Here is a 13,952-nt window from a genome sequence, read left to right on the forward strand (position 1 = left end):
ATTCTTCGCTTTGCTCTGAATAACATTTTAATTACACTACAAATATTATAGTATGTTACGCAATGTTTTTGCGTAGTTTATTTTTTGTGAATATCAAAGTATATTTCATTACCACAATCGCATTCTTCAATCAACCCTTCTTCATGATAGTTGATATAATCACGTATTGCATATATTGAATCACTATATCCAAAATCAATTACTTTTCTATAGAATTCTTTATATTTAGTATTAGTTATTTCGTTTTTAGGACTCAAATGGATAAGTTCGTTTCTGAAATTTTTTATTTTTAATATTGATTCGTACTTCTTGTTGAAATCTTTTCTGTAATCTTTTTGAGTACATTCTGGAATTATTTTTGAAATTTTAAGCTCAATATTTTGTCTCAATATCCATTCTATATTCTTCACAGACCCCTTTTTAGTTGTAAAAGTATAATCTATAGGAATCATTTTATTTACAAAAGCTTCTAAAGATGTGCTTAACATGATGATATAGCTTGAAGCAAATTGAAAGAATATTTCAAATTGCTTTATTGTTACATCCAAAGATTGACTTTCTTTTCCTCCTTTTTTATTAATTTTGAACAAAGAACTTTGGTTGAGCAAATCTCTCTTATAGTTATATATCATTTTTGAAAACATTTGTGCGCTTGAAAAGTATATAACAGAAGGATCTAATTCTGGTATAAAGTTTTTATTCCCTTTGTGCATGTAGTCAAAACCAAAAACGAGTTGATTATTTGATGTAAGTGCAGCTAAGTCATAATCGTCATTAATTGATTTTGAATTATTGTACTCTTCGATAATTTTTTTACTTTTTTCTGGCAAGTCAATTTTAGAAATATCACTTGCATCGAATGAAGTCGTATAAAATTTATTCACTTTAGGTACTATGTGTTTCATAATAATCTGTTTTTAGTTGGGTAATTAATATCCTTTTATTTTTCGTATAAAAAAATATAGTAGAAGACGCAACCCAAACATTTTTTGGTTTGGGTTAGGCCATAACACTACTTATTCACAGAGAAAATGTCTTTTAACTGCTCAATTACGTTACCATTTCCAGCAACTGTAATTTCGCCAATTTTATCTGCAATTTTCTCTACATACTCCATTTCTTTTAATTTAAACAACATGTTGTTGTCTTCCATTAATTTTGCGGTATTTAACAAGCTTCTTGTAGAGGCTGTTTCTTCTCGTCTTGTCACTACATTAGCTTGTGCTTTTTTATGTGCGATTAATACTTGGTTCATGATGTCTTTCATATCACCTGGTAAAATAACATCTCTAACACCAGCATGTAATACATTGACACCTAATTTGCCAGCTTGTGTTTTTACATCTTGTAAAACCGCTTTAGCAATAGTTTCCTTTTGCTCTAACAATTCGTCTAAGGTGTAAGCGCCAACAAACGCTCTTAATGCTAATTGCAACGTTATGTACAATTGCTTTTCGTATTCTTTGTTTCGCATTAACGCTGTTTCAATGTCTGTAACTTTGTATTGTGCGTAAAAGTTTATACGTACGGTTGCTTTGTCTTTAGTTAACAACTCTTGACCAGCAATTTCTAATTGTAATTGACGTAAATCTACTTTAGCAATTTTAATAGTATCGTTATTTCTCCAGAAATGGTAGGTACCATGTTCTAAAGTTTTAGCATACTTATCGTTTATAATTAAAATTGCTTTTTCATATGCAGCTACTTCAAACGTGCGAATGTATGGACGTAATGCGTTGTGGTTATATAACGCTTTATTTATTGTATTTGGAATGTTAATATTACTAAAATCTACTGTTATAAATTCGTAGTCAATTAAGTCTTTCCAGTAAGCATAACGACCAGCTGTTAATACATTTTTAAAGTTATTATTGTTATATACCAATACTATTTGATTGTCTTCAACATTAACAACATGTAATCTGTTTGCTAAATCTTGATCTTTAAGTAAGATATCTAAAGCTACAGGAGCATTAAACACTAAGCTTAAGCTATACGTTATTTCACGTTCATTAAATCCTAACCAATGCGTACCTTGAGTAATTACTCGTTTGTAATCACCGTTTTTAAATACTAAACCTACTTTTCCTGCATGAATTCTTACTCTTTTCATGATTTCTAATTTTTGTCCTGATTTTCTTTTTTTATTCAGAACGATTAAACATTTATAATAGAATTTCAGTAAAACTGAAAGAACTATTTTTTAGTAAAACAAAGCAAAAGAAAACCATCTTTCTAACTACGGAAAGACAATTGTTTTAAAGTGATTTAAGCAACGTTTTGCAGATGATTAATCAATTTTGATTTGAATAATTTTCAAAACTAGTATTGAAAAATGAATCTTTAAAAGGATACTTTAAGCATCTAAAAATACATTTGTATTTCAAGGTGTTTTCTGGATTGCTATTACAACAAGTTGTTTTAGCCAGTTAACCTTTACTTTGTTTTTGTCTTTTAAAGTGAGACACACTTGGTGGTCGATTTTTACAAGGGACCTTCTTGGTGAAAGATGGATTTTCATTCCATTTCAAACTGTAACCTAAATACAGCGCGTCTACCAATTTCGCCATCACGCTTTAAGCGCGAGTAGGATTCGAACCTACACTTGTTCTATTGCTATACCTGACTTAGCTACTTCCCGTTAGAGAAGACAGGATTCGAACCTGTGTACATAGATGAGATTATTTTTTGGTTAATAATCAAAACCTTCAAGTCAAGTTGGATATAAAGTCTTGATGCAAACAGCAAAGATTTATACAATAGTGCTATACTGAAACACTTAACAAGACTTGCTTGATGTGGAAGCAGTAGGATTTGAACCTACACGCTTTAAAAGACCTGATTTACAGTCAGGCGAGCCAACCAATTACTCAATGCTTCCAGTTAATCTCATTAGATTAATAATATTTTAAAAAAACGATATGAGAATACCTTCGTTTGTAGATAAACTTTCCTAGAATTATAACTTTCGTCTTCTCTAGTTTTCCACGCGCTTCTCATTGCTTAGAGAATTACGTACTTATCTGATGCCTAATTTCATCACAACTGTTCAGCAACTTAGACTTAGCTTGCATAGTGGTTTTGTACCACGCTTTGCAATTACAAGGGTTGGCTCCCTTACTATTTATAAACGTCCTTTTTAAGGCGGCTTATTAGAATGTTCACTGCACAATAAAGGCTTGCCACCTTTATCGTCCCATATTTTTCAATGGGTTTAGGCAACTACTAGCTGCTGTGATGTTCGAAGTCTTTTGCTTTTCCTGTAAGTAAATACAGCGCTCTACCAATTGAGCTATATCCAATTTTTGGTTTAGATACTAGGAATCGAACCTAGACTTTTAAACTTGACCTAGAAGAAGGGCTTCGAAAATGGCTTCGTAGATTTTAGTCTACAAAATACCAACCTTCTCCTTGTGTGTTTCCCAACACACCGTATTTTAAGCTACCGAAAAGTTTCCAATCGGGTAACTTTAATACTGCAATACGCTCCGTAAGATTGGATGATCTATACGTAACCTATTACTACAACTTTTCCTATTAATGTCTCCACTTCAAGCCTAAAAAAATGTTGGCTATAAACACTTTTACTCATCAGTGGTTACCCCTTGAATAAAGTTGTTTATGTTAGTTGCTTGCTTACCTGTACTGTTTTAAAATAAGACAGTCTCCATTTGCAGTGTCTGCAAATAGATTTATCCTTGTTACCAAGTTTATCTATGGACAATAAGCTGCCCCATCATTTATACAAATGATGATTATTTTGACTAATAAATTCAGTTTGTCTGAATTTTATTAGATTTCAATGAACGTTTTTGTCTGAGAAGCAGGACTCGAACCTGCAACCTCTCGCATCCAAAGCGAGTAAACATCCAATCGTTATCTTCCCAGTTATTTTTTAAAGAACTTTTTATTAAGCTCCACCAATTCCCTCGATTGGTGGAGCACTACTACCAAAGTCTAATTAATAAGACTTCTTTATGATTACACTGCAAATATTTTACACTATTGCGCAATGTTTTTGCGTAGTATAAATTATTTTAAAATTTGTTTAGATTCATACATTTTATCTCTTCTATCTATTTCGCCTAAGGGACTTCCTTTAAAGGTTAAAATGTTTACAAATCCGTTGTCTTTAGTAATTAAAGAGTCCTTTTGTTTTACAGCACCAATAGTTTTATTCCCATAATCTCCTGTTAATTTATTGGTTGCTGGATCTACGTCTCTCCAAAGCTTATCTGGTTTTCCGTTATCTATTGGCTCGACAAAATAAGTGATGCCTGTAACTTTAGATTGTACAATAAATCGTCCTGTTTTGTCTGTTTCCATGAGGAATAGTCTCATTAATTCATGACGTTTCATAATTATTTCTTGTTTTAAACCTACGAGGTTTCAAAAATCTTATAGGTTGGTTATTTCTTCTTTTTTCTCTTCTTCTTTTTCTTTTTGCTCTTGGATTTTTTAGTCTTTTTAGGTTTTATTTTATCTTTAATTCTTTTCATTTCAGATTCTATAAAACTTATATAGCTATTATTATATCCTAGTTTTTTTGCAAGCTTTAAAGCCTTTAATGCTTTTTTATAGTCTTTAAGACATTCAAAAACAAACCCTTGTAATAGGTGGATTTCGCTTTTATAAACACCTTTTACGGTTAATGCAAAATCAATTAATTTTTGAGCTTCTTCGTAATCTTCATTCCACATTAAAACTAGAATGTAGTGTGGATACACCTTATGAAAATCCATTTTATTAGCTAAAGCCTCAGCGTAATACTGCTTTGCTGTTTCGTAATCGCCAAATTGCTCGGCTTGCAAACGTCCCATTAAATACAAAGCGTATGCATTATCGCTTTCGTAAGACAAGGCGTAGTTTAGATTTTCTACTGTTTCTTCTAGTGTGTATGGATAAGCATCTATAGCTTTAAGCACGTAATTGTTTAACAAATTCGTGTCCATTGGTTTATGTTTTTATTCTGAAACTATTTTCAGAATTGTTTTTTTTGAACTTCAATGAAGATGCTTCGACAGGCTCAGCATGACATTGAGGTTCTTTTAGTAATACTGTTTTGGAAATTGTTTTAGCAGAATTGCTAACGACTGAAAACAAAAAATCCGAAACAGTTTTTAGGTTGCTTCGGATTTTTCATTTATAATTTTGAAAAGTTTATCTAACGATAATCACGAAGCATCACAAAAGGTGGTATTCCTTTTGGATCGTTTTGATATGTTATAAATAAACTCATAGTTTCTAATTTTTAATTCAACTTCTGTTAATAGTGTTTTGGTTGAAATGCGTTGCAAAGATTTACATTTATTTTCGACTTTTCAAAATTTATTTTTTTAAATCCCAAAAAATTGACCACATAATACGAAGTATTATATTTTTTTGAAAAAAGCAAATTTATTTTAAAACAAGTTGTTTTTCTTCGGAAATATTAAAATACGCATATTGGTTGCGTAGTAATTTTATACATTTAAATCTTAAAAGAAAATCACTTAAAATGGCAGTCAATAAAAACGCATTAATTAGATATAAAACCATCGATAAATGTCTTCAAAATAAGTTTAGACAATGGACGCTAAATGATTTAATTGAAGCGGTTTCTGATGCGTTGTATGAATACGAAGGTAAAGATGTAGATGTTAGTAAACGCACAGTGCAACTAGACCTGCAAATGATGCGTAGTGATAAGTTGGGTTATAATGCTCCAATAGTGGTTTACGATAGAAAGTATTATAAGTACGAAGATGAAGATTATAGTATTACTAACAGTCCAATTTCTAATCAAGATTTAACCAAATTATCCGAAGCAGTTTCGTTTTTAAAACAGTTTCAAGGTTTTTCTCATTTTACTGAACTAGGAAGTATGGTTCAAAAGCTAGAAGACCATGTTTATACCCAGAAAACACAAGAAAAATCATTAATTGATTTTGAAAAAAATAATAACCTAAAAGGCTTAGAATTTTTAGATAAATTGTATCAATTTATTCTTAAAAAACAAACTATTGATATTACCTATCAGTCTTTTAAGGCAAGACAAGAAAGTACTTTTGCTTTTCATCCTTATTTACTAAAAGAATTTAGAAACCGTTGGTTTATTATTGGTAAAAGAAATAAAAATGAAGGTATAATGAATCTTGCTTTAGATCGAATTATTGCTGTAAAAAAAAGCTCAAAACCTTATGTTATTGATCAATCTTTCGATTCTAATAATTATTATGAAAATGTTATTGGTGTATCGGTAAGTCCTAATATGGATACAGAGAACGTGGTGTTTTACGTTAACCATAAACATGCACCTTATGTGGTTACAAAACCTTTTCATAAGTCACAAAAAGTCATAGAGCGCGATAATTATGGTGTGATGTTTTCTATGCAAGTACAGCTTAATTTTGAATTAGAAAAAGAGATTTTAGGACTTGGAGAGTCAATTAAAATTATAGCACCAGAACGTTTAAAACGCAATATCAAAGAACGTTTATATGATGCTATAGATACTTATGAGACAGAAATTAGTGATAAGAATCTAAAAACCATTGCAAAACGTTTAGAGTATAAAGGTTTTGGTATTTTAAATCAGATTTACACTAAACGCGATATTAGAAAGCTTAAAGCAAGAGTTGAAAATTATATTAAAAATAATAGTAACGAGCAGGCATTTGGAATGAGAGAGGTGTTAAAGAAGATGCCTGAATTAAAAGATATCTTATTCAATAAAAATTTTAAAAAGCTAATAAAAACTATTGATAAAAATGTGTTTTTAACTAAAGCCATTTATTTTGATAAATCGCCAACAGATAATTGGTATGTGACTTGGCATCAAGACGTGCCTATAAATGTTTTAAAAAAAATTGATACTAAAGGTTTTAGTTCTTGGACTAATAAAAAAGGTGTAATTAGTGTTTGTCCACCTGAAACTATTTCTAAAAACACCTTTGCAATGCGTATTCATTTGGATGATACTACTGTTAAAAATGGTGCTTTAAAAGTAATTCCAGGATCACATAATAAACGGTTAAATGATCAAGAAATTAAGCTGATTACTTCAAATTCAATTCCCTTTGTGAGTGAGGTTGGTTCTGGAGGTGTGCAGTTATTAAAACCTTTATTATTACATGCTTCTTCTGAAACGACAGTGCAACGAAGACGACGTGTATTACATTTAGAGTTTTCTTCAATAGAATTACCTAATGGTTTGGAATATGCAGAGCATGAGAATTTATAGTTTTTTTTGAATGTAAACGTTTTGATTTTTTTCTAAGCTAACTTTATGTTCAAAAAACACAGTCTCACCATCCAAATCTACTTCAATCAAATAATAATATCCTTTAAAATAACTTCTAATAACGGTTACTTTTAAATCGGATTTTTCAACGACTTGTAATTGATGCGCGTAAATAATCTGGTTATTCATGACATTAAATTCACCAAAAAAAGAGGCAATTAAAGGTGTTTTAGGGTTTTTAAATAGGTTTTCTGGACTGTCGTTAACCGCTATTTTGTTGTCATGTAATACAATCATATTGTCTGCATAGCCTAAAACGTCTTCTTTGTCATGTGTGGCTACAATACATGTAATATTATTGTCTTTTAAATATTTAAAAACAGAGCGACGAAGTGATTGTTTTTTAAAATTATCGATATGACTAAATGGCTCGTCTAATAGAATAATTTCTGGTTGTTTAGCTAATGCGCGTGCTAAAGCAACACGCTGTTTTTGTCCACCTGATAGTAATTTCACTTTAGTTTTTGCAAACTCAGTAAGTTCAACTACTTCCAATAATTCTGCAGTACGTTCTTTTTTTTCTTTTTTGTAGAAATTAGATAAGTATTTGCCTATATTTTCTTCAACAGTTATAAATGGCATCAAATCAAACTCCTGAGAGACGTACTTCATAAAATCGTAGCCAATAACCAAGTTGTATTTTGGACCTAAAATTGCATCATCTTTCCAAAAAATTTCACCTTTATTTAGATCGTATTCGCCATAAATAAGATTTAGTAATGTGCTTTTTCCTGAACCGCTTTCTCCTATAATTGCAAGATGTTCACCTTGTTTGACCTTAAAAGACAACTCTTTTAAAACAGGAGTTTTATTGTATGAAAAGGATAGGTTTTTAACTGTTAGCATAGCTAAGCAAAAATAGCACAAAAAAACCGCTCAACTTTTAAGAAGAGCGGTTTTAATATGATACACTAGGATTATTAATCTTTAAAATCTTCAATTTTGGTTGGTAATACATCAAATCCCATATTGAATAATGTAAATCCATAGATGTCTGCATACTGCTCGATTGTTTTGCTAACAGGTGTACCTGCTCCATGACCAGCATCAGTTTCAATTCTAATAATGGTTGGATTGTTTCCTGTTTGTTTTGCTTGTAATTCTGCAGCAAATTTAAAACTGTGTGCAGGTACAACTCTATCGTCATGATCTCCTGTAGTTACCATGGTTGCTGGATATTGTACACCTTCTTTAACATTATGTACTGGCGAGTAGCCTTTTAAATACTCAAACATTTCTTTACTGTCATCTGCAGTTCCGTAGTCATAAGCCCAACCTGCTCCTGCAGTAAAAGTATGGTAACGTAACATGTCTAAAACACCTACTGCTGGTAATGCCACTTTCATTAAATCTGGACGTTGCGTCATGGTTGCACCAACTAATAAACCTCCATTTGAGCCACCTCTAATGGCTAAATAATCTGATGAGGTGTATTTGTTTTCGATGAGGTATTCTGCAGCAGCAATAAAGTCATCAAATACATTTTGTTTTTTTAGCTGTGTACCTGCATCGTGCCAAGCTTTACCATATTCTCCACCACCACGTAAATTAGGTACAGCATAGATACCACCTTGTTCCATCCAAACCGCATTAGCAATACTAAAACTAGGTGTTAAACTAATATTGAAACCTCCGTAACCGTATAAAATAGTTGGGTTTTTTCCATTAAGTTCTAAGCCTTTTTTGTGTGTAATTATCATAGGGACTTTTGTACCATCTTTTGAGGTGTAAAACACTTGATTACTTTCGTAATCTTCTGGATTAAAATCGATATCTGGTTTACGGTATAATTCTGATGTTCCTTTTTCGATATTGTATTTGTAAATACTTCTTGGTGTGACGTAGTTTGTAAATGAATAGTATAATTCTTTATCTTCTTTTTTAGCACCAAATCCGCCTGCACTACCAACTCCTGGCAATGTGACTTCTCTTACTTGTTTTCCGTTATAATCGTATTGAAACACTTTTGAAACAGCATCAACCATATATTCTGCAAAAAAGTATCCTCCACCTGTAGATGGGCTTAATACGTTTTTAGTTTCTGGAATAAAGTCTACCCAATTATCTGGAGTAGGATTAGACGCATCAACCGTTACAATTTTTTGATTTGGAGCGTTTAGATTAGTAACTATAAATAGCTTTGAGCCTTCATTTTCTATAACATAAGTATCACTATCTGTATGACCAATAATTTCAACTAATTTAGAATTAGGTTGTGTTAAATCTTTGATATACAATTTGTTTCCAGAAGTAGACACACGAGGTGAGATTAATAAATACCTATTATCTTCGGTTACTGTTCCATAAATATATCTATGCTTTTCATCTGGTGTGCCTCCAAAAATCAATTGATCTTCTTCTTGAGGTGTTCCTAATTTATGATAAAACACACGATGCTGATCGGTTTTTGCAGATAACTCACTACCTTTTGGTTTTTCATAACTAGAATAGTAAAACCCTTCGTTTTTATACCACGACATTCCACTAAATTTAATATCTACTAAAGTGTCTTCAATAATTTCTTTAGTTTCAGTATTCATAACTAAAATTTTACGCCAATCGCTACCTCCTTCTGAAATGGAATAGGCTAAAGTTTTCCCATCTTTAGAAAAGCTAACACCTCCAAGTGATATTGTTCCATCTTCTTTAAAGGTATTTGGGTCTAAAAATACGGTTGCAGTTTTTGGGTCTTCACCAGTTTTATATCTGTAAATGACATATTGATTTTGTAAGCCATCATTTTTATAAAAATAAGTATAATCACCTTCTTTAAAAGGCGAGCCTATTTTTTCGTAATTCCATAATTTTTCAAGACGTTTTTTTAGTTGGTCACGATACGGAATACTATCTAAGTAACCATATGTTGCTTTGTTTTGCGCTTTTACCCAAGCTTCAGTTTCTGGACTTCTATCGTCTTCTAACCAACGAAAAGGGTCTTTGACTTCTGTTCCAAAATAGTTGGTTACTGTATCTACTTTGGCAGTGTTAGGATAGTCAACTACAATATTTCGCTCTATTTGTTTGGCTTCTTCTTTACAAGACATAATAATTATAACCGTTAAAAAACTAATAACTAATTTTTTCATATTAAAAGGGATTTTTTATTTAAACAATAAATTTAAACAAAAAAGCACTTGTTTAGTGTCAGCAAGTGCTTTTTAAGCTATTTTATTTGATAAAATTAATATTATGAGTTCTAAACTAAGCTGTTTTTAATTAAGTATTCTGCAATTTGTACCGTATTAGTGGCAGCTCCTTTACGTAAATTATCACTAACAATCCACATATTTATAGAGTTGGCTTGTGACAAGTCACGTCTTATTCTTCCAACAAATACATCGTCTTTACCGTTAGCATATAAAGGCATTGGATAAGTATTAACGTCTACATTGTCTTGAAGCACTACACCATCTGTTTTACTTAGTATGTCTCTAATATCGTTTAAATCAAAATCGTTTTCAAATTCAATATTTACAGCTTCACTGTGTCCACCTGCTGTTGGAATCCTTACTGCTGTTGCTGTTACAGCAATAGATCTGTCATCTAAAATTTTTTGAGTTTCTCTCACTAATTTTAGTTCTTCTTTTGTGTAACCATTATCTTCAAACACATCACAGTGTGGAATAGCGTTTTTAAAGATAGGATAGTGGTATGCCATTTCGCCTTTTATTCCAGCTAATTCATTTTCTAGTTGCTGTACTGCTTTTACACCAGTTCCAGAAATAGATTGGTAAGTAGATACTACAATTCTTTTAATCTTATATTTTTTATGAAGTGGTGCCAAAACCATTACCATCTGTATAGTTGAACAGTTAGGGTTAGCAATAATTTTATCGTTTTTAGTTAATTGATTGGCATTAATTTCTGGTACCACTAATTTTTTATCTTGATCCATTCTCCATGCTGAAGAATTGTCAATAACCGTTGTACCTACTGCTGCAAATTTAGGAGCCCATTCTAAAGAGGTGTTTCCTCCTGCGGAAAATAAAGCAATATCAGGTTTCTGGTTTACAGCATCTTGCAAGCCTACAATAGTGTAATTTCTATTATTAAAAGTAATCGATTTACCTACAGAACGCTCTGAAGCTACAGGTATAAATTCTGTGATTGGGAATTGCCTTTCTTGTAAAACTTTTAACATGACTTCGCCAACCATTCCAGTTGCGCCAACTACTGCTACTTTCATTTTTAGTATTTTAAAGTTTGAAAGGATAAAATTAGCGCATTTGATTGACTAATAATTAGAAAAGCCATTAATTTTTTCCTAAAAAATAAGCATAAAAAAAACCGATTTTAAATAAAAAACCGGTTTTTATGATAATTTAAAAATGTAGAATTACTTTTTTAAAGCGTCTCTAATTTCCATTAATAATTCGTTATCTGTTGGTCCAGCTGGTGGTGCATCTGGAGCAGGTTTTTTAGTTTTATTGTATGCCTTAACAATTAAGAACATAACAAATCCAACAATTAATAAGTTAATGATGGTATTTATCCAAGCACCATAAGCTATAACAGCACCTCCAGCTTCTTGAGCAGCAGCTAATGTTGCGTATTCCTTACCATCCATTGCAACGTGAAGGTCTCCAAAATTCATTCCTCCAGCAAAATATCCTACAAATGGCATTGCAATGTTGTTTACAAATCCATTAATTACTTGGCCTAATGCTCCAGCCATAATTACAGCAACTGCGAATTCAATCACATTTCCTGTCATAATAAAATCCTTAAATTCTTTAAGCATAATTTTAAATTTTAATGTTAGTTAATATTAATAATGTTGAATTTAGTTAAAATTTTAACACAAAAAAGAATTGTTATGCTAATTGAATATCAAATTATCGACGAAATACACGTTTTACACGTTGAGATATTGCTGTAAGCAATTCGTAGGAGATAGAATTGACATTTTCTGCTAAAGTTTCGGCAGTATGATTTTGGTCAAAAACAATAACCTCGTCTCCTTCTTTACAATTAATTTTGGTTGTATCCACCATAATCATATCCATACAGACATTTCCTAAAATACTGGCTTTTTGATTGTTAATAGTTACAAATCCATTTCCGTTTCCATATTGGCGTTTAATACCATCTGCGTGACCAATGGGTAAAGTTGCAGTTTTCGTGTCTTGTTTTGCTATAAATGCTCTGTTATAGCCTAAACTTTCACCTTTGTGAATAGTATGTATCTGAGAAATAGTAGTTTTTAAAGTAGCAATTGGTTTTAAATGTTTATTAACCTTTGGGTCGTTACCAAAACCGTATAGACCAATTCCGCTTCTAACCATATCAAAATGGGCTTCAGGGTAATTAATAATCCCAGACGTATTACATAAATGAAGAAATGGTTGGTAGTTTAATGCTTCGTATATTTTTTTATAACTATTTGTAAAGTGCTTAATTTGTTTTAGAGTGAAATCTGTGTCTATTAATTCTTCACTTTCAGCTAAATGCGAAAATATAGAACGCACTTTTATGTTTTCCGTTTTATCTAATGTGTTTATTATTTGCTGTATGTCTTCTTCAGCAAACCCCAATCTATTTAATCCTGTATTAAACTTTAAATGTATTGGATAGTTGCTCTGCTTATGTTGTTCAGCGCAAGCGATAAATAAGTCCAAAACACGTTGCGAATACAAACTTGGCTCTAAGCAGCGCTCAATTATAGTATCAAAACTATTGGGTTGCGGATGTAACACTAAAATAGGTGTTGTAATTCCTGCATCACGTAAAGCAACACCTTCATAGGTATAGGCTACAGCAAAATAATCGACGTTTAAATCTTGAAGATATTTAGCCACTTCAATAGCATCACTACCATAAGCAAACGCTTTAACAACCGCTAAAAATTTAGTGTTTGTAGACAGTTTAGATTTTAAAAACTCAAAGTTATGTTGTAGTGCTTTTAAATCTATTTCTAAAATAGTTTCTTGTGCCTTAGCCATTAGATGTTTTGGTTTTGGCGTCTAATTCTTCGGCATCATTCACTTTCATTTGTCTTATTTTTTCACGCATAGTGGCTTTGTAATAAGCAGCACGACTTAATGGTTCGTACTCTTCTGTTTCGCCTAATAGTACTAAACTGTCATTTTTAGATTTTCTAAAACTGTATTGCGCTAAGTTTCCTGTTCTAGTACAAACAGCGTGTACTTTAGTAACATATTCTGCAGTAGCCATTAAATTTGGCATTGGCCCAAAAGGGTTACCTTTAAAATCCATATCTAATCCAGCAACAATAACGCGAATACCTTTATTGGCTAAATCGTTACAGACACGCACAATCTCGTCGTCAAAAAACTGTGCTTCGTCAATACCAACTACATCACAGCCATCTGCTAAAATTGGGATATTCGCAGCAGCAGGAACAGGTGTGGATCTTATCTCGTTAGCATCATGAGACACGACTTTTTCATCATCATAACGCACGTCAATTGCTGGTTTAAAGATTTCTACTTTTTGTTTTGCAAATTGCGCACGTTTTAATCGTCGGATTAATTCTTCTGTTTTACCAGAAAACATTGATCCGCAGATGACTTCAATCCATCCAAATTGTTCTTTTTGATTTACAGTATTTTCAAGAAACATTTCGTAAATTTAGCACTAAAACGTAATGTGTTTACGTTTTGTATAAAGGTGGCTCAAATTTATTAAAAATCAAAAGGGTAACTTGCAA

At 31.8% G+C, this 13,952-nt stretch carries 11 protein-coding genes and 2 tRNA genes; 1 reads left to right on the forward strand and 12 read right to left on the reverse strand.

What is annotated here, in order from left to right:
- Positions 1-77: 77 nt before the first annotated feature.
- The 6 genes from Ollyesu_RS05580 to Ollyesu_RS05605 all read right to left on the reverse strand — a co-directional run bounded on the left by Ollyesu_RS05580 (position 78) and on the right by Ollyesu_RS05605 (position 4,952).
- Complete coding sequence (locus tag Ollyesu_RS05580; protein ID WP_279302811.1) at positions 78-905, reverse strand: hypothetical protein; 828 nt, start codon at positions 903-905, stop codon at positions 78-80.
- A 107-nt stretch (positions 906-1,012) separates the two neighbouring features.
- Positions 1,013-2,113: a slipin family protein gene (locus tag Ollyesu_RS05585; protein ID WP_279302812.1), complete on the reverse strand. Its 1,101-nt coding sequence runs from the start codon at positions 2,111-2,113 to the stop codon at positions 1,013-1,015.
- A gap of 686 nt (positions 2,114-2,799) precedes the next feature.
- Positions 2,800-2,881: transfer RNA gene (locus tag Ollyesu_RS05590), tRNA-Tyr, on the reverse strand.
- A 934-nt stretch (positions 2,882-3,815) separates the two neighbouring features.
- A tRNA-Pro gene (locus Ollyesu_RS05595) sits at positions 3,816-3,888 on the reverse strand.
- A 144-nt stretch (positions 3,889-4,032) separates the two neighbouring features.
- A complete protein-coding gene (locus tag Ollyesu_RS05600) occupies positions 4,033-4,359 on the reverse strand; it encodes a hypothetical protein (protein WP_279302813.1) in 327 nt (108 codons plus the stop codon).
- Positions 4,360-4,409: 50 nt separating this feature from the next.
- The gene (locus tag Ollyesu_RS05605; protein WP_279302814.1) at positions 4,410-4,952 is read right to left on the reverse strand and encodes a hypothetical protein; all 543 of its coding nucleotides are present in this window, start codon (positions 4,950-4,952) and stop codon (positions 4,410-4,412) included.
- 545 nt (positions 4,953-5,497) lie between these two features.
- On the opposite strand from Ollyesu_RS05605, the gene Ollyesu_RS13610 reads away from it, so the two are divergent.
- The gene (locus tag Ollyesu_RS13610) at positions 5,498-7,222 is read left to right on the forward strand and encodes a WYL domain-containing protein (RefSeq protein WP_347567266.1); all 1,725 of its coding nucleotides are present in this window, start codon (positions 5,498-5,500) and stop codon (positions 7,220-7,222) included.
- Here the strand turns inward: Ollyesu_RS13610 and Ollyesu_RS05620 are convergent.
- The 6 genes from Ollyesu_RS05620 to Ollyesu_RS05645 form a co-directional block, all read right to left on the reverse strand.
- The gene (locus Ollyesu_RS05620) at positions 7,217-8,128 is read right to left on the reverse strand and encodes an ABC transporter ATP-binding protein (protein ID WP_279302815.1); all 912 of its coding nucleotides are present in this window, start codon (positions 8,126-8,128) and stop codon (positions 7,217-7,219) included. The genes Ollyesu_RS13610 and Ollyesu_RS05620 overlap by 6 nt on opposite strands.
- A gap of 74 nt (positions 8,129-8,202) precedes the next feature.
- Positions 8,203-10,368 (reverse strand): prolyl oligopeptidase family serine peptidase, encoded by a 2,166-nt coding sequence (locus Ollyesu_RS05625; protein WP_279302816.1) that lies wholly within the window; start codon positions 10,366-10,368, stop codon positions 8,203-8,205.
- 110 nt (positions 10,369-10,478) lie between these two features.
- The gene (locus Ollyesu_RS05630; protein ID WP_279302817.1) at positions 10,479-11,468 is read right to left on the reverse strand and encodes an aspartate-semialdehyde dehydrogenase; all 990 of its coding nucleotides are present in this window, start codon (positions 11,466-11,468) and stop codon (positions 10,479-10,481) included.
- A 150-nt stretch (positions 11,469-11,618) separates the two neighbouring features.
- Positions 11,619-12,023: a large conductance mechanosensitive channel protein MscL gene (mscL, locus tag Ollyesu_RS05635; protein WP_279302818.1), complete on the reverse strand. Its 405-nt coding sequence runs from the start codon at positions 12,021-12,023 to the stop codon at positions 11,619-11,621.
- A 94-nt stretch (positions 12,024-12,117) separates the two neighbouring features.
- Positions 12,118-13,224: an alanine racemase gene (gene alr / locus Ollyesu_RS05640; protein WP_279302819.1), complete on the reverse strand. Its 1,107-nt coding sequence runs from the start codon at positions 13,222-13,224 to the stop codon at positions 12,118-12,120.
- The gene (locus Ollyesu_RS05645) at positions 13,217-13,864 is read right to left on the reverse strand and encodes a thymidine kinase (RefSeq protein WP_279302820.1); all 648 of its coding nucleotides are present in this window, start codon (positions 13,862-13,864) and stop codon (positions 13,217-13,219) included. Before Ollyesu_RS05645 ends, alr begins: the two co-directional genes overlap by 8 nt.
- Positions 13,865-13,952 lie beyond the last annotated feature (88 nt).

Origin of the sequence: Olleya sp. YS (assembly GCF_029760915.1) — a bacterium.
GTDB lineage: Bacteria > Bacteroidota > Bacteroidia > Flavobacteriales > Flavobacteriaceae > Olleya.

Bases quoted from the DNA above. Each gene is read 5' to 3' on its own strand.
- Ollyesu_RS05600 (WP_279302813.1), bottom strand. From the start codon at position 4,359: ATGAAACGTCATGAATTAATGAGACTATTCCTCATGGAAACAGACAAA.
- Ollyesu_RS05605 (WP_279302814.1), bottom strand. From the start codon at position 4,952: ATGGACACGAATTTGTTAAACAATTACGTGCTTAAAGCTATAGATGCT.
- Ollyesu_RS05585 (WP_279302812.1), bottom strand. From the start codon at position 2,113: ATGAAAAGAGTAAGAATTCATGCAGGAAAAGTAGGTTTAGTATTTAAA.
- Ollyesu_RS05620 (WP_279302815.1), bottom strand. From the start codon at position 8,128: ATGCTAACAGTTAAAAACCTATCCTTTTCATACAATAAAACTCCTGTT.
- Ollyesu_RS05580 (WP_279302811.1), bottom strand. From the start codon at position 905: ATGAAACACATAGTACCTAAAGTGAATAAATTTTATACGACTTCATTC.
- Ollyesu_RS13610 (WP_347567266.1), top strand. From the start codon at position 5,498: ATGGCAGTCAATAAAAACGCATTAATTAGATATAAAACCATCGATAAA.
- Ollyesu_RS05630 (WP_279302817.1), bottom strand. From the start codon at position 11,468: ATGAAAGTAGCAGTAGTTGGCGCAACTGGAATGGTTGGCGAAGTCATG.
- Ollyesu_RS05645 (WP_279302820.1), bottom strand. From the start codon at position 13,864: ATGTTTCTTGAAAATACTGTAAATCAAAAAGAACAATTTGGATGGATT.
- alr (WP_279302819.1), bottom strand. From the start codon at position 13,224: ATGGCTAAGGCACAAGAAACTATTTTAGAAATAGATTTAAAAGCACTA.
- mscL (WP_279302818.1), bottom strand. From the start codon at position 12,023: ATGCTTAAAGAATTTAAGGATTTTATTATGACAGGAAATGTGATTGAA.
- Ollyesu_RS05625 (WP_279302816.1), bottom strand. From the start codon at position 10,368: ATGAAAAAATTAGTTATTAGTTTTTTAACGGTTATAATTATTATGTCT.